13 protein-coding genes are annotated in these 15,391 nt (G+C 74.5%); 7 read left to right on the top strand and 6 right to left on the bottom strand.

What is annotated here, in order from left to right; genetic code table 11:
• Window positions 1-10: 10 nt before the first annotated feature.
• Both ACIOGZ_RS37005 and ACIOGZ_RS37000 read right to left on the bottom strand, forming a co-directional pair.
• A complete protein-coding gene (locus ACIOGZ_RS37005; protein WP_400989171.1) occupies window positions 11-1,210 on the bottom strand; it encodes a PLP-dependent cysteine synthase family protein in 1,200 nt (399 codons plus the stop codon).
• Between the two features lie 141 nt (window positions 1,211-1,351).
• Complete coding sequence (locus tag ACIOGZ_RS37000; protein WP_371521142.1) at window positions 1,352-2,629, bottom strand: ROK family protein; 1,278 nt, start codon at window positions 2,627-2,629, stop codon at window positions 1,352-1,354.
• 17 nt (window positions 2,630-2,646) lie between these two features.
• On the opposite strand from ACIOGZ_RS37000, the gene ACIOGZ_RS36995 reads away from it, so the two are divergent.
• Together ACIOGZ_RS36995 and ACIOGZ_RS36990 are read left to right on the top strand one after the other, a co-directional pair.
• On the top strand, window positions 2,647-3,918 hold the full coding sequence (locus ACIOGZ_RS36995; protein ID WP_400989169.1) for an MFS transporter: 1,272 nt from the start codon (window positions 2,647-2,649) through the stop codon (window positions 3,916-3,918).
• Between the two features lie 108 nt (window positions 3,919-4,026).
• On the top strand, window positions 4,027-4,608 hold the full coding sequence (locus ACIOGZ_RS36990; protein WP_371521136.1) for a HutD family protein: 582 nt from the start codon (window positions 4,027-4,029) through the stop codon (window positions 4,606-4,608).
• A gap of 94 nt (window positions 4,609-4,702) precedes the next feature.
• On the opposite strand, the gene ACIOGZ_RS36985 is transcribed toward ACIOGZ_RS36990, so the two are convergent.
• Window positions 4,703-5,689, bottom strand: coding sequence for an esterase/lipase family protein (locus tag ACIOGZ_RS36985; protein ID WP_400989168.1), 987 nt, complete (start codon window positions 5,687-5,689; stop codon window positions 4,703-4,705).
• A 114-nt stretch (window positions 5,690-5,803) separates the two neighbouring features.
• Here ACIOGZ_RS36985 and ACIOGZ_RS36980 point away from each other — a divergent pair, with 114 nt between their 5' ends.
• Entirely contained in the window at window positions 5,804-7,234 is a 1,431-nt protein-coding gene (locus ACIOGZ_RS36980; RefSeq protein WP_400989166.1) for a PucR family transcriptional regulator, read from the top strand.
• A 51-nt stretch (window positions 7,235-7,285) separates the two neighbouring features.
• On the opposite strand, the gene ACIOGZ_RS36975 is transcribed toward ACIOGZ_RS36980, so the two are convergent.
• Window positions 7,286-8,041 carry a DapH/DapD/GlmU-related protein gene (locus tag ACIOGZ_RS36975; RefSeq protein WP_363588732.1) on the bottom strand — a complete coding sequence of 252 codons (756 nt, stop codon included), beginning with the start codon at window positions 8,039-8,041 and terminating at the stop codon, window positions 7,286-7,288.
• A gap of 168 nt (window positions 8,042-8,209) precedes the next feature.
• Between ACIOGZ_RS36975 and ACIOGZ_RS36970 the strand changes: the two genes are divergently transcribed.
• Entirely contained in the window at window positions 8,210-8,971 is a 762-nt protein-coding gene (locus ACIOGZ_RS36970; protein ID WP_363631559.1) for a maleylpyruvate isomerase family mycothiol-dependent enzyme, read from the top strand.
• A 212-nt stretch (window positions 8,972-9,183) separates the two neighbouring features.
• On the opposite strand, the gene ACIOGZ_RS36965 is transcribed toward ACIOGZ_RS36970, so the two are convergent.
• Window positions 9,184-9,957: an enoyl-CoA hydratase family protein gene (locus ACIOGZ_RS36965; protein ID WP_063350153.1), complete on the bottom strand. Its 774-nt coding sequence runs from the start codon at window positions 9,955-9,957 to the stop codon at window positions 9,184-9,186.
• 169 nt (window positions 9,958-10,126) lie between these two features.
• Window positions 10,127-11,374: an MFS transporter gene (locus ACIOGZ_RS36960; RefSeq protein WP_400989164.1), complete on the bottom strand. Its 1,248-nt coding sequence runs from the start codon at window positions 11,372-11,374 to the stop codon at window positions 10,127-10,129.
• Between the two features lie 100 nt (window positions 11,375-11,474).
• Here ACIOGZ_RS36960 and ACIOGZ_RS36955 point away from each other — a divergent pair, with 100 nt between their 5' ends.
• From ACIOGZ_RS36955 to ACIOGZ_RS36945, 3 genes are all read left to right on the top strand, one after another.
• The gene (locus ACIOGZ_RS36955; RefSeq protein ID WP_400989163.1) at window positions 11,475-11,639 is read left to right on the top strand and encodes a hypothetical protein; all 165 of its coding nucleotides are present in this window, start codon (window positions 11,475-11,477) and stop codon (window positions 11,637-11,639) included.
• 112 nt (window positions 11,640-11,751) lie between these two features.
• Window positions 11,752-12,738, top strand: coding sequence for an ArsR/SmtB family transcription factor (locus ACIOGZ_RS36950; RefSeq protein WP_400989162.1), 987 nt, complete (start codon window positions 11,752-11,754; stop codon window positions 12,736-12,738).
• A 210-nt stretch (window positions 12,739-12,948) separates the two neighbouring features.
• Window positions 12,949-15,252, top strand: a complete 2,304-nt coding sequence (locus tag ACIOGZ_RS36945; protein WP_400989160.1) for a glycosyl hydrolase family 18 protein — start codon at window positions 12,949-12,951, stop codon at window positions 15,250-15,252.
• The last annotated feature ends 139 nt before the right edge of the window (window positions 15,253-15,391 follow it).

Below are 15,391 nucleotides of genomic sequence, written 5' to 3'. Positions count from 1 at the left end.
GACCTCGGCGTCAGCCCGTCCAGGCGCCACCGGCGAGGAAGGACTCCAACACGGCCCGGTACGGCGCGATGTCGATCCGCTCGCCGGCCAGCCAGTCGTCCGAGTAGTACTTGTCCAGGTAGCGGTCGCCCGGGTCGCAGATCAGACCGACCACGCTGCCCCGCCGCCCCGCCGCCCGCATCTCGGCGACGATCTTCAGCGCGCTCCACAGCCCCGTCCCGGTGGACGCTCCCGCCTTCTTCCCGAGCACCTGCTCCAGCACCCGCACGGCGGCGACGGAGGCGGCGTCCGGCACCTTCATCATCCGGTCGATCGCCCCCGGGACGAAGCTCGGCTCCATCCGGGGCCGTCCGATGCCCTCGATCCGCGAGCCCCGCTCGCAGACGGCGTCCGGGTCGTGGTGCACCCAGCCGTCGAAGAAACAGGAGTTCTCCGGGTCGGCGACGCAGATCCGGGTGTCGTACTGCATGTAGTGCACGTACCGGGCGATGGTCGCCGAGGTGCCGCCCGTCCCGGCGGTGGCGACGATCCAGGCCGGCTCGGGGTGCGGCTCCAGGCGCAGCTGGGCGAAGACCGACTCGGCGATGTTGTTGTTGCCGCGCCAGTCGGTGGCCCGCTCGGCGTAGGTGAACTGGTCCATGTAGTGCCCGCCGGTGCTCTCGGCGAGCCGGGCGGAGGCCTCGTACACCTCGTCCGAGCGGTCGACCAGGTGGCACTCGCCGCCGTGGAACTCGATCAGGTCGATCTTGGCCTGGCTGGTGCTCTTGGCCATGACCGCGATGAACGGCACCCCGACGAGCTGCGCGAAGTACGCCTCCGAGACGGCGGTGGAGCCGCTGGAGGCCTCGATCACCGGCTTGCCGGGGCGGATCCAGCCGTTGCAGAGCCCGTGGAGGAAGAGCGAGCGGGCCAGGCGGTGCTTGAGCGAGCCGGTCGGGTGGGTGGACTCGTCCTTGAGGTAGAGGTCGATCCCCCACTCACCCGGCAGCGGGAAGCGCAGCAGGTGGGTGTCGGCGGAGCGGTTGGCGTCGGCCTGGACCTTGCGCACCGCCTCCTTGAGCCAGGCGCGGTACTGCGGGTCGGTCCGGTCGACGTCGACGGTCGGCTCGACGCCCGCAATCGGCTCGACGCCGACGGTCGGCTCGACGCCCGCGGTCGGCTCGATGCCGCCCGCTCCGCCGGACTGGGTCCCGCCGGGTTGGGTGCTCATGGCCACTCTCCCTCGTTACGACCCCCCACTGCTCACTACGAGTGTAGGAGAGTCACGATAAGTGACCGTTTTCGCAGTCCCAGCTTCCGCTTATCGCCCTGGTCCGACCTGTCGCCCCCAGCCCGACGCCCGGCCCCGGAATCAGCCCGCCGTCACCGACTGCGGGTCCGCCAGGTACGGCCCCCAGCCCAGCTCCGCCGCACCCGCGAGTGCACCGTGCGCCAGCTCCGCTCCGACGATCGGCACCCGTCCGCTGCGCCCCCACAGGCTGCGCTCGGCGACCACCGCGCGCAGCCGCTCGGGCGCGGCCTCCAGCAGGTCGAGGTGGAGCCCGCTGAGGACCACCCGGTCCGGGTTGAGGATGTTGGCGACGCCCGCGAGTCCGAGCCCGAGCCGGTCGATGACGTGTTCCACGGCGGCCCGCGCGCGTTCGTCGGTGGCGGCCGCCCGGCACAGCTCGCGCGCCTGGTCGAGCAGCGGGCGCCCCGGTTCGGGGGTGAGCCCGGCGGCGGCGAACAGGGCGTCGGGGTCGGTCTCGGAGTTCAGGCAGCCCCGGTTGCCGCACGGGCAGAGCCGGCCCTGCGGGTCGACGGTGAGGTGGCCGACCTCCAGGGCCAGCCCGGCGCTGCCGGTGTGCAGGTGGCCGTCGATCACCAGCGCGCCGCCGACGCCGCGATGGCCGGAGGTGACGAGGAGCAGGTGCCGGGCGCCGCGCCCGGCACCGTGCCGGTACTCGGCGAGCGCGGCGAGGTTGGCGTCGTTGGCGAGGGCGGTGGGCAGCGGCCGACGGGCGCCGGGGCCGTGGTCGGCACGACCCACCTCGACGTCGTACAGGTCGGCGACCGGGGTGCCGCTGGGCCAGGCGAAGTGCAGGGCGGCGAGCGCGGCGCCGTCGGGTTCGGTGACCGGGTTGGGCAGGGCGAGCGCGGCGGCGAGGCAGCGCCGGCTGGTCGCGCGGGCGAGTTCGGCGCCCGCCTCGGCGACGGCGCGCAGCATCCGGACCGGGTCGGTGGCGGCGGGCAGCGGCAGGTGGACGGGCGGGTCGAGCAGCCCGCCGAGGCCGGCCAGGGTGACGCTCAGCCCGTCGGCGTGGATCTGCCCGGCGACCACGACCGGGCCTTGCGGGTCGATCGCGAGCCGGTGCGAGGGGCGTCCGCGTCCGCCGCCGGCCGGGCGCGAGTCCACGGTGATCAGCCCGAGCGCCTCCAGTTCGGCCGTGACGGCCCCGGCGGTGGCCCGGGTGACGTCCAGTGCGCGGGTGAGCGCCGAGCGGGTGGGCGTCTGTCCGGTGTGGATGAGCGAGAGCGCGGGGCCGAGCAGCGTCCGACCGCGATCGGGGGCCGCGCGGCGGTGGGCGTCGCGCTGCGCTTCGAGGTCGGTTCCGGAACCTGGTCGCGGACTTGAAGGTGAGAGCTGCACGCCCCTATTGTGACTTTGTGCCGCTTCGAAACAAAATCCGCCCGCGTCCTCGACCCGACCAGACCTCCCCCCAGTCTCGCAGCACACCCCCCGGAACGGACAGCCCCTGGGGCTCGGCACGGCTCGCGCTCACCGCGTTCTTCGCCGTCGACGGCTTCCTCTTCGCCGCCTGGGTGGTCCGCATCCCGGACATCCGCAGCCAGGTCAACGCCTCGCACAGCGCCCTCGGGCTGGCCCTGCTCTGCCTGTCGATCGGCGCCGTCCTCACCATGCCGCTCGTCGGGCGGCTGTGCCTGCGGTACGGCTCGCGCCCGGTGACCGTCGGCTCGCTCGCCCTGCTCAGCCTCGCCGTCCCGCTGCCCGCACACGCCCACTCGGTCGCCGCGCTCGGCGGCGTGCTGCTGCTCTTCGGCGCCGGGTACGGCGGCGCCAACGTCGCGATGAACAGCGCCGCCGTCGACCTGGTGGCGCAACTGCGACGGCCCGTCATGCCGAGCTTCCACGCCGGGTACAGCCTCGGCGGTCTGCTCGGCGCGGGCCTCGGCGGGCTCCTCGCAGGTGCGCTGAGCACCACCTGGGCGCTCGCGCTCGGCGGTCTGCTCGGCCTCGCCGTCACCGCCGCCGCGGGCGTCGTCCTGCTGCGCAGCCCGGCCGCGCCGCTGGTCGCGCCAGGCCGCACGGGCGACGGCGGCACCACCGGCGACACCACGAGCGACCACGGCACCCGCACCACGGCCGGCCGCACCGCCCCGCACCTGCGGCTGCTCGTCCTGCTGCTCGGCCTCACCGCGCTGTGCACCGCGTACGGCGAGGGCGCGATCGCCGACTGGACCACCCTCCACCTCACCGACGACGTCCACGCCAGCCCCGGGACGGCCGCCGCCGGGTACGCCGCGTACGCCTTCGCCATGACCAGCGGACGGGTCGGCGGCACCTGGCTGTCCATCCGGCTCGGCCAGACCCGGCTGATGCTGCTCGGCGGCCTGACCGCGGCGGCCGGCATGCTGGTCGCCGCCCTCGCCCCGGTGGTGCCGCTGGCCGTCTGCGGGTTGGTCCTGGCCGGCCTCGGCCTCGCCAACCTCTTCCCCCTCGCGATCGCCCGGGCCGGTGCGGCGGGCGGCCCGCAGGGCGTCGCGTTCGCCTCGACGCTCGGGTACGGCGGCATGCTGATCGGCCCGGTGGTGATCGGCTTCCTCGCCGACGCGGCGGGGCTGCCGATGGCCCTGACCACCGTCGCGGTGGCGGCCACGGCGGGGGCGCTCCTGCCGCTGGCCGTCCGTCGGCGCTGACGGGAGCGCCCGGGTCGTCGGCACGGCCGGTCCGACCGCCCCCACCGCCGACGGCCCCGGGCGGCTCCCGACGCGGCCGCGCGCGGACGTGGTGGCAGGATGCGGGCCATGACGAGCAGCGGACGGATCCAGGTACTGCGGGCGGACGAGCGCCCGGCCACGGCATGGCTCAACGGGGGCGGGGTGACCAGGGAGGTCGCCGGTTTCCCGGCCGGGGCCGGGCTGGACGCCTTCGACTGGCGGGTCAGCCTCGCGGACGTCGCGTCGGCCGGGCCGTTCTCGCCGTTCCCCGGCGTCGACCGGGTGATCACCCTGGTCGAGGGCCCCGGCATGACGCTCACCGTCGACGGCGCCGAGCACCTGGTCGACGAACCCTTCCGCCCCTTCGCCTTCTCCGGTGACGCCGTGACGGACTGTCGGCTGTCGGCCGGCCCGGTGGTCGACTTCAACGTGATGACCCGTCGCGGCCGGGTCGACGCCGCCGTGGACGTGCTGACCGCACCGGCCGCCGTGGACGTCCCGCCGGGGGCGACCGTCCTGCTGGTCTGCCTCACCGGTTCGGCCGCCGTCGACGGCGACGCGGTGCTGGAGCGCTACGACGCCGCCCTGCTGGAGGGGGCCGGCCCGCGCGAGGTGCGGGTCCGGACCGGCGGGGTCACCGCCGTGGTCACGCTCCGCCCGTCGCGCTGACGCCGGGGAAGCGGGACGCGCGGGCGCCCGGACACCGGAACGCCGCGGCCCGGGAGGTCTCCCTCCCGGGCCGCGGCGTTCCGACGGGTGCGGATCAGCCGCAGAACACGGGTGTGGCGTGCGCCGGATCCAGGGCGTTGGTCACCAGGTGCAGCGCCGTCGGCGAGAACGCGATCGCCACGTGCTCGGCGAGCGTGATCGGGCAGTGGTTCTGCAGCACCTCGTTGTCGACGGCCGGGCCGGTCAGGAACTGGGTCCGCCACGGGGTGACGACCTCGTCGTACACGGTCGAGATCACCGTGTAGGTCACGCCCGGCACGGTGTCCGGGCGGGAGGCCATCGTGCGGTTGAAGTCGGAGCCCACCGCCTGGTCGCGGCAGGCCTGGCAGACGGTGTAGATCAGGTCCGCGACGCCGGGGAAGTACGGCACGAGCTTGGTGATCCCGTCGAGCGTCGTGCCGTGGTTGGACGGCGCCAGGCCGACCAGCCGGCCGACCTTCGCGGCGCCGCCGAGGAACTTCAGGTAGTAGTTCGGCAGCATGCCGCCCTGCGAGTGCCCGACGATGTCGACCTTGGCCGCGCCGGTCGCCTTCAGCACCAGGTCGACGAACCGCCCGAGTTGGGCGGCCGACTCGGGCACCGGGCCCAGGCCGCCGATCGGCAGCAGCAGGCCGCTGCCGCTGGAGGTGACGCCCGGGATGGTGCCGTAGTCGAGCGCGAAGACGCAGTACCCGAGGCCCTTCAGCAGCGGGGAGAGGGCGAGCCAGTTCTCGTAGCGGTTGGCGAAGGTGCCGTGCACGAGGACCACCGGATCGGGGTGCGCGGCGCTCGGGCGGCAGTTCCAGTCGTTGGCGCCGGGCGGCGAGGCCACCGAGTCACCGTCGGGCGGCAGTTCGGCGGAGGCGGCGGCGGAGGTGATGGAGCGGGCGGCGGCGGGCGCGACGGAGGGGGACGTCGCGGCGCTCGCCGGGGCGGCCGACGCGCCGGCCAGCAGCGCGCCCGCCAGGACGGTAGCGCCGATGGCCCCGCCGAGCCTGCGGCGCACGGGAGTTGCGGAGAAGCGGAGAAGTGGGGTTCTCAACTGTTGCCTCCACGGCGGAAGTTTGTTACCAACAGGTAACCCGAGTGGCTCCATCATGCGGTCGCCCCTCCGGCCCGGCCCTTGGGCGTTCCCCAGACCTGGACGGTGTTCTCTGTGACCGGTCACAACGCACCCGCCGCCTCGCCCGGCCGCTCACCCGACGCCACACCCCGCTGCGAGCCGCACTCCGCGCCCACCGCCACCCCCGGCCGCATGCCCGACCGCACACCCGTCCGCGCGCCCGACCACACCGCCGACCGGACGCCCGGCTGGCGCGTCCCGGTGATCGGCGGCCGGCCCGCCGACCAGCGACTCCTGGGCGGTGTAGGCGAGTTGGCCGAGAGCGTGGTCGCCGCACTGCTGGACCGCGTGCCCGTGTACCACCGCCTGCCCCGCGAACAGCTCACCGGCGAACTCACCCGCGACACCGAGCGCCGGATCCGCGCCCTGGCCCACGCCGTCCGCACCGGACTCCCCACCCCCGACGAGGAGTTCGCCGCCGTCCGGGAGGCCGCCGCCCGCCGCGCCGAGGAGGGCCTGCCGCTGGACGCCGTCCTGCTCGCCCACCATCTCGGGCTGGAGGTCTGCTGGGAGTTCGTCACCCGGCACGCCCGCGACGGCGACGCCGCCGACCTGCTCGTCCTCAACCGGCTGCTGCTCGACCAGCTCCGCCAGGCCACCACCGCCGCCGGCGCCGGCTACCTCGACGAACGCCGCCCGGCCGGCGACCGGCACGCAGCCGCCCGGCAGTCGCTGCTCACCGCGCTGCTCGCCGGCGCCCCGGCGAACGAGGCCGCCGCCCGGGCCGGACTCCGACTACCGCCCCGGTACGCCGTCCTGTGCCTGTCCGTCGCCGACCACCCCGACGAGCACGCCCCCGGCGTCGACCCGGGCATCGCCGGCCGCCGCAAGCTCCGCCGGCTCGTCGCCGAACTCGACCACCGGACGCGGCAGTCGGCGATCACCGCGCTCACCCCCTCGGGCGGCCTCGCACTCGTCCCGCTCGGCTCGCCCCCGGAGGCCCGGCCGGAGCGAGCGCCCGGGCGACCCGGCACGCCCGCCGAGCTCCCGTGGCAGCACCTGGCCGCCACCGTCGCCGCGGCCGCCCGGGCCGGGGGCGTCCCCGTCCTGGCCGCAGCGGCGGCCGCCGCACCTGGCGAAGTGCCGAGCGCGGCCGCGCTCGCGTACGAAGTCCTGGACGTGGCCCGCGCGTTCGACCGTCCACCCGGCCTGTACCGGCTCGACGACGTCCTGCTCGAATACCAGCTCACCCGCCCCAGCCAGGCCCGCCCCCGGCTCGCCGCACTGATCGAACCGCTCGCCGACGGCGGCGAGTTGCTCACCACCCTGCGCACCCACCTGGCCGGCGGGCTCAACCGGCGACACACCGCGGGCGCCCTGCACCTGCACCCGAACACCGTCGACTACCGGCTGCGCCGGATCGCCGCCCTCACCGGCCTCGACCCCGCCCGCCCCGCCGACGTCCTGCGGATCACCGCCGCCATCGCCGCCCGCGCCGCCGAACAGGCCCCCGCAGTCCGCTAGGGCGTGTCCGGCCGACGACACCCGCGCCACCGGGACGGCGGCGCGGGTGCATCAGTCCCGCTCCCCCGGCAACCGCAGGTCCCACCCCACCAGGGCCCGCAGTTGCTCCGCCGTCACGCCGTCCGGCACCGGCTGGGGCGCGTCGTGGCGCAGCGGCGGCTGCCAGCCCTCCTCGGCCGTCCACCGGCGGACCACCTTGGCCGGCGCTCCGGCCACCACGCTGTGGTCGGGCACCTCGCCGCGCACCACCGCGCCCGCCGCGACCACCACGTTGCGGCCGATCCGGGCCCCCGGCAGGATCACCGCGCCGGTGCCGATCCAGCTCCCGGCGCCGATCTCCACCGGTTCGTTGCGCGGCCACTGCTTGCCGATCGGCAGGTCGGTGGACCGGTACTCGTGAGCCTGGTCGGAGATGTAGACGCCGGGCCCGGTCCACACGTCGTCGCCGAGGACGATCGACTGGTGGCCCACGATGTGGCTGTCCCGGCCGATCACGCAGCCGCCGCCGATCCGCACGATCGGCTCGGGCCCGAGGTCGAGGCCGGGCAGGAAACCGGCGCTGATGGTGACCCGCTCGCCGATGATCGAGAACGGCCCGATGGTGATCCACTGCTCGTTGAAGACCGCGCCGAGCGGGAACGCCAGTGTCGTACCGTCGCCCAACTCGCCGAACCGGTACGGGCCCGGGCTCTGCCGGGTGACCGCGCCGGTCCGCTGTACCCAGCGCCAGCCCCGGTGGACGAGGCGGCCGGCGGCACGGCGGCCACCGGCTCGGACCGCGGAGAGCAGCGAACGGGTTATCGGCATGAGCTCACGTTACCGGCCCGTAGGGTCCGACCGGCGGCCGGGCGGTCAACATCACACCGGTCCCGCACCCGCCCTGGCCTGCGGCCTCCCACGGCCAGGCCTGGCCCTCCGCCCGGGCGGGTCCGAAAACCGCGACCGACGGCGGGCTCCGGTGCCACACTCCCTCCCATGGAGATCACCGAACACATTGACGCCCTGCGCCGCGAGGGCACCCTGCTCGCCGAGGCCGCCGCCCGGACCGACCTCGCCGCCCCCGTACCGACCTGCCCGGACTGGAACCTGAACGACCTGCTGAGGCACGTCGGGAACGTCCACCGCTGGGCCGCCGCCTACCCCTCCCAGGGCCTGCGCGCGCCCCTCGACGAGGACGGCAGCCGGGCCGTGATCGGGCCGGCGCCGTCCGACGCGGCACTGCTGGACTGGTTCCGCGAAGGCCACGCCGCCCTGGTGGACACGCTCACCCGGGCCCCGGCCGACGTCGAGTGCTGGAGCTTCCTGCCGTCGCCCAGCCCGCTCGGGTTCTGGGCCCGCCGCCAGGCGCACGAGACCGCCGTCCACCGCGCCGACGCCGACGCGGCGGCCGGCACCGAGGGCCCCCGGGTGGACACCGCCCTCGCCCTCGACGGCATCGACGAACTGCTGAGCGGCTTCGTGGCCAGCAGCCGCTCCCGGCTGCGCAGCGAACGGACCCGCACCATCGGGGTCCGGACCACCGACGGCCCCGGCTCCTGGCAGCTGACCATCACCCAGGAGCCGCCGGCCGTCGGCACGGGCGGCGCCGCCGAACCGGCCGACCTCACCCTCACCGGCCCCGCCCACGACCTGTACCTGCTGCTGTGGAACCGGCTCCCGGTCGGACCCGCGCAGGTCGAACTCGACGGCGACGAGGCGCTGCTCGAACTCTGGCGGACCAGCGCGGTCATCGGCTGAGGCCGCGCCGCACGTAGCTCGCGGCGCGCCGCGCGCTGGGAGCGGCCCGGGGTGGAGTGGCCAGGGGTGCGCAGTGGCCCGGGGTGGAGTGGCCAGGGGTGCGCAGTGGCCCGGGGTGAAGTGGCCAGGGGTGCGCAGTGGCCCGGGGTGGAGTGGCCAGGGGTGCGCAGTGGCCCGGGGTGGAGTGGCCAGGGGTGCGCAGTGGCCCGGGGTCAGCGCACCCAGCGCGCGGGCCGCTTCTCCAGGAACGCCCGCATCCCCTCCTGCGCCTCCGCCGACCCGAACAGCCGCGCCGACAGCTCCACCAGCCCCTCCGCGTCCCGCTCGAAGGACCGCACCACCTCGGCGTTGGCCAGCCGCTTGGACTCCGCCAGCCCCTGCGGGGAGCCCTGGCGCAGCGCGTCCAGCAGGCCCTTCAACGCGACCCCGGTGTCCTCGGCGGACTCGGTGGCGCGGGTGATCAGGCCGATCCGGGCGGCCTCGGCGGCGTCGAAGACCTCGCCGGTGAGGTAGTAGCGGGAGGCGGCGCGCGGGTCCAGCTTGGGGCGCAGCGGCAGCGAGATCACGGCGGGCGCGAGGCCGAGCCGGACCTCGGTGAACGCGAAGGTCGCGGCCGGCCCGGCGAGGGCGAGGTCCGCCGCGCCGATCAGGCCGAGGCCGCCGGCCCGGGCGTGCCCGTCGATCACGGCGATCACCGGCTTGGTGCAGTCGACGATCGCCCGCTGCAGCTCGACCAGGCCGCGCGGGCCGACCGTCGGGTCCGCGCCGGTCGCCTCGGACAGGTCCGCACCCGCGCAGAACACCTTGCCGGTGTGCCCGAGCACCACGGCCCGGACCTCCGGGTCGGCCGCGGCGACCGCCAGACCGGCGTGCAGTTCGGCCATCAGCCGGGTGGAGAGTGCGTTGCGGTTGTGCGGCGAGTCGAGGGTGATCGTGGTGACGGCGTCGGCGGTGGTGACGCGGACGAGGGGCTCTGCGCTGGTCATCGGCGGGGCCTGCCTTCCGGCTGAGGGTGGGTCGGACTGCGGTGCCGCCCGGGTGCCCGGGCCGCGCCCGGACGACTCTGGCACGCCCACCCGCCCCTCGGCCAGAGCCAATCCTGCCCGAGGTGCCGATCGGGATCGAGGCCCTCGCGCCCGTCCGGGAGCGGCCGCGTCACCGGCCCTCGGCGTACCCTCCCCGTCGCCCGGCCCACCGGACGACGGGGCCCATCGCCAGGCCCGCCGCCGCCAGTACCGCGCCCAGGACGACCCAACCGGCCAGACCGAACCCGATCACGGCGGTGCTGACCAACGCCGGACCGGCCATCATCGCCGCCGCCGAACCCGCGTTGTACACGCCCTGATAGGCGCCGTGGTCACGCTCCCCCGCGAGGTCGTAGCTGAGCGCCCAGCCGCCGGCCTGGCCGAACACCTCGCCCAGCGACTGCAACGCGATGCCGCCGAGCACCACCACGGCGGCGACGATCGCGGGCAGGCCGTGCGCGAGGCCGATGACCAGGCACGAGGCGGCGAGCAGCAGCCCCCCGCGGCCGCAGAGCCGGGCGGCCGTCGACCGGTCCTCCGTCCCCCGGGTGGCCCGCACCTGGAGGGCGATCACCAGCAGGGTGTTGACGATCAGGGTGCCCGCGACGGTGATCCGGGGCGCCTCGGTGTCATGGATGATCCACAGCGGCACGCCGACCTCCAGGACGGCGAACTGCAGGGCGAGGACCGCGTTCAGCACCGTCACGACCAGGAACGGGCCGTCCCGCAGCGCCGGATTGCGCCGCTTGCCCCGACCGGCCCCGTCGGCCTCCGGTCCCACGGGCGGCGCGACCGGGGCCGCATGCGCGAGGACGGGGAGACGGTGGAACAGCACGGCGACGACCACGAAGGAGGCGGCGTCGGCCAGAATCGCCGTCAGATAGGCCGGCCTGGTGTCCACCTGGAGCGCGATCGCGCCGACGGCCGTCCCCAGGCAGAGGCCCACGTTGGTCACCACCCGCAGGTAGGCCCGGCCCGCCACCCGGCGGTCGGGCGGCAGCACCTCGGCGTAGAGCGCGTTCCGTACGGCTGCGGACCCGCGGTCGGCGGCCGAGACCCCGCAGGCCAGCACCACGAAGGCCGGATAGCTGTGCACGAGCGTGTACCCGGCGGTGCCGACCGCCTGCGCCGCGACCAGCACGACCAGCACCGGCCGGGCGCCCCAACGGTCGGCGGCCCGCCCGGCCGGCACGCTCGCGACGACCCCGCACAGGCCGGCGGCGGTCAGCCCGAGCCCCAGCTGGGCGGCGCTCAGACCGAGCACCCGGGTGAAGAACAGCACCGCGACGGACAGGGACAGGCCGCTGCCCATCGTGTTGACCAGGGTGAGCCCGGCCAGCCGCCGGACCATCGGGTCGGGGTGCAGCCGCCGTCGCACGGCGCTGACGAGCCCGCCGCCGGCCTGCGGGCCTGCGGGGCCTCCTGGGTCCGCGACGTCTCCGGGGTCTGCGGTCGTTGCGGCGTTTCCGGTCGTTGCGGTGTCTGCGATCGTTGCGGTGCTTGCGGTGCTTGCGGTGCTTGCGGTGCTTGCGGTGCTTGCGGTGCTTGCGGTGCTTGCCGTGCTTGCCGTGATGGCGGCGCCTCCGGGCATGGCGGGGTCGGGTCCGGACGTCTCCGCCGGCGAGGTGGTGGTCATGTGCTGATCACACCGCCTGGCGGCCCGGGTCCGGTACTCCTTTAGGCTCTGGCTAAAACCACGCGCCCCACGCGCCCCAGCCCCGGCGCCCACGCGCCGCGTCGCAGGAGACCGCCCCCGTGCACCGCTTCACGCTCGGCCTGGCCGACCTCGCCACCACCTGGTTCGCCGTCTCCCCGATCCAGGAGGCCTCGCTCAGCCTGCGCATGTGGACCCACCCCGGCGTCTACCAGCTCCAGACCCCGGCCTTCGAACGGCTCCGGCCCGCCTTCGAACGGCTGGACTCCACGCTGCTGCTGTCACTCATCGCCGGGAACCGCTGGATCCCCGACTTCCTGACGCCCCGCCCGGCCTCGCCCGCCGCCGACTTCCGCACCGAGCTGGCCACCGTCCGCGCGCTGCCGCCGGAGCAGCTGCGCCCCGAACTGGAGCAGGTCTTCCTGCCGCACGGGCGGCCCCTGCCCGCCGCGCTCGCCGCCGGACTGGCCGACCCGGCAGGGCTGTTGCAGCGGATCGCCGACGCGCTGGAGGAGTACTGGGAGGTCTGCCTCGCGCCGTCCTGGTGGCCGCAGGCCCGTGCGGTCCTGGACGCCGACCTGGTCTACCGGGCCCGGCTGCTCTCCCGGCACGGCGCGGCGGCGCTCTTCGCCGACCTGGACCACCGGCTGCACTGGGAGGACGGCGTCCTGTCGATCAACCGCCGGTGGACGGACTGGGACGCGGAGACCGCCGTGGACGGCCGCGGCCTCGTCCTCATCCCGACCTTCTTCGCCCGCGGCGCGATCACGATGATCAGCAACGAGCGTGCGCCGCAGATCAGTTACCCGGCGCGCGGCCAGGCGGGCATGGCCGGCCCGGGGACGCCGGTGCCGCCGCGCGCCCTGGAGGCGCTGGTCGGCGCGCCGAAGGCCCGGCTGCTGGCCCTGCTCGCCGAACCCGCCTCCACCACCGACCTCGCCTACCGGCTGGGCGTCACCCCCGGCGCGGTCAGCCAGCACCTGTCCGTCCTCGCCGCCACCGGCCTGGTCACCCGGGCCCGGCACGGCCGCTCGGTGCTGTACCTGCGCAGCCCGCTCGGGGACGAGCTGACGGGGGCGAACAGGTGACGGAGTTCGCCCTCGTCTTCCCCCCGACCGGCCCGCACCACGGCGGCTGGTCCCCCAACTCCCCAGTGGTACAGACCTGTTGACGCATTGGTCCAGTCCTCCTACAGTGCCCATGCCCCGTCTCCCCACGGCGCGGGCACCCATCGCACACGCACCAAGCACCGCGGTTCTACGTCACCCTGTCCAACCCCCACAGCCACAGGGAGAACCATGTCCGCTCGATCCCGGGCCAGGCGCCCGCGCGTGCGCAGCAGACTGCTGGCACTGCTCTCCGTCCTGGTCCTGCCCCTCGCCGCGCTCACCGCGCTGGCCGCCCCGGCGAACGCCGCCGGAAAACTCACCGCCTCCTTCACCACCGCCGACAACGGCTCCTGGTGGCAGGGCACCTACATCGTCCACAACGACAACGCCACCGCCGTGACCGGCTGGACCCTGGAGTTCGACCTGCCGGCCGGCGTCACCATCGGCAACAGCTACAACGGCACCGCCACCGTCAACGGCCGGCACGTCACCGCGACCAACGCGTTCTACAACGCCACCGTCAACGCCCACAGCACCACCGAGCCGTACAGCTTCTGGTTCGTCGGCAACGGCCCGGTCGCCACCCCCACCAACTGCCGCATCAACGGCGACAAGTGCGACGGCACCGCCGACGTCCCACCGTCCGCGCCGGGCACCCCGGCGGTCACCGAGTCCACCGCGCACACGCTCGCCCTGACCTGGCCGGTCGCCACCGGCGGGGACTTCCCGGTGGCCTCCTACGACGTGCTCAACGGCGCCGTCGTGGTCGGCTCCAGCACCACCACCAGCGCCCTGCTCACCGGGCTCACCCCGGCCACCACCTACACGCTGTCCGTCCGGGCCAAGGACAGCCGCGGCAACACCGGACCGCTCAGCGCGCCCGTCACCGCCGCCACCTTCGACCCGTCGACCGACCCGGTCCCGCCCACCGCGCCGACCAACCTCCGGACCACGGCGATCAGTTCGTCGGACGTCACGCTCGCGTGGAACGCCGCGACCGACAACGTCCGGGTCGCCGCGTACGACGTCTACCAGGGCGGCACGCTGGTGGCGACGGTCAGCGGCAGCACCCTGACCGCGACGGTCGGCAGCCTGTCCCCGTCCACCACCTACACGTTCACCGTGAAGGCCCGCGACCCCGCCGACAACGCCTCTCCCGCCTCCGCCCCGCTCACCGCCACCACCTCGGACCTGGTCGGCGCCGGAAAGTACGCCCGGGTCGGCTACTTCGTCCAGTGGGGCATCTACGGCCGCCAGTACTTCGTCAAGAACCTCGACACCTCCGGCAGCGCGGCCAAGCTCGACGTCGTCAACTACGCCTTCGAGAACATCGATCCGGTCAACCTGACCTGTCTGGCGGGCGTCACCAAGGGCACCACCGCCAACCCGCAGGACCCGGACCAGGGCACCGGCGCCGGTGACGCCGACGCCGACTACGCCCGCCCGATGAGCGCCGACCAGTCGGTGGACGGCGTGGCCGACGACGGCTGGGGCAAACTCCGCGGCAACCTCAACCAGTTGAAGAAGCTGAAGGCCAAGTACCCGAACCTGAAGGTGGTCGTCTCACTCGGCGGCTGGACGTACTCCAAGTACTTCTCGGACGTCGCCGCCACCGACGCGTCCCGCCAGAAGTTCGTCAAGTCCTGCCTCGACGTGTGGATCAAGGGCAACCTGCCGGTCTACAACGGCGCCGGCGGCGACGGCGTGGCGGCCGGGATCTTCGACGGCATCGACCTCGACTGGGAGTGGCCCGGCTCCGCCGACGGCCACGCGGGCAACCACTGGAGCGCCAACGACAAGGGCAACCTGACCCTGCTGCTGGCCGAATTCCGCAAGCAGCTCGACGCGTTGGGCGGATCCCACAAGCTGCTCACCGCCTTCACCCCGGCCGACCCGGCGAAGGTCGCCGCGGGCTGGGACCTCACGAAGATCTTCAGCTCGCTGGACATCGCCAACGTCCAGGGCTACGACTTCCACGGCTCCGGCAGCGACAACTCCTGGGAGCCCAACCGCACCGGCCCCCAGGCCAACCTCTACGCCGACCCGAACGACCCGTACAACTTCCACTTCAGCGTGGACGCGGCGGTCCAGACCTACCTCGGCGCCGGGGTCAACCCGCGCAAACTCACCATCGGCTTCCCGTTCTACGGGCGCGGCTGGCAGGGCGTGGCGGACGGCGGCGCCTCCGGCGTGTGGCAGTCCGCGAACGGCGCGGCCCCGGGCCAGTTCAGCGAGGAGGCCGGCACCCGCGGCTACAACAACCTCATCACCGGCGTCCCCAACCTGACCGTGTACCACGACCCCAAGTCCATTGCGACGTACGGCTACACCGGAGCCGGCGGCCAGTGGTGGACCTTCGACGACGCCTGGTCGATCACCCAGAAGACGGCCTACCTCAAGTCGAAGAACCTGCTCGGCGGCATGATCTGGGAGATGTCCGGCGACACCCCCTCCGGCACGCTCATCAACGCACTCGACTCCGGTCTCAAATAGCCGGAGGGCATGGCCCGTTGGGTCGGTAGGGCAGCAAGGGCCGGCGCTCCGAGAACGACGGAGCGCCGGCCCGCGCCTCAGGTGCCTCAAGCGCCTCAGGTGCCTCACGTACCTGACGAGCCTGACGGGCCTCCAAGGC

It is taken from the genome of Kitasatospora sp. NPDC088160 (genome assembly GCF_044741445.1).
Taxonomy (GTDB): Bacteria; Actinomycetota; Actinomycetes; order Streptomycetales; family Streptomycetaceae; genus Kitasatospora.
This window is presented reverse-complemented; position numbering and strand designations above follow the sequence as displayed.

Bases quoted from the DNA above. Each gene is read 5' to 3' on its own strand.
- ACIOGZ_RS36970 (WP_363631559.1), top strand. From the start codon at position 8,210: ATGGAGATCACCGAACACATTGACGCCCTGCGCCGCGAGGGCACCCTG.
- ACIOGZ_RS36990 (WP_371521136.1), top strand. From the start codon at position 4,027: ATGACGAGCAGCGGACGGATCCAGGTACTGCGGGCGGACGAGCGCCCG.
- ACIOGZ_RS36965 (WP_063350153.1), bottom strand. From the start codon at position 9,957: ATGACCAGCGCAGAGCCCCTCGTCCGCGTCACCACCGCCGACGCCGTC.
- ACIOGZ_RS37005 (WP_400989171.1), bottom strand. From the start codon at position 1,210: ATGAGCACCCAACCCGGCGGGACCCAGTCCGGCGGAGCGGGCGGCATC.
- ACIOGZ_RS36975 (WP_363588732.1), bottom strand. From the start codon at position 8,041: ATGCCGATAACCCGTTCGCTGCTCTCCGCGGTCCGAGCCGGTGGCCGC.
- ACIOGZ_RS36945 (WP_400989160.1), top strand. From the start codon at position 12,949: ATGTCCGCTCGATCCCGGGCCAGGCGCCCGCGCGTGCGCAGCAGACTG.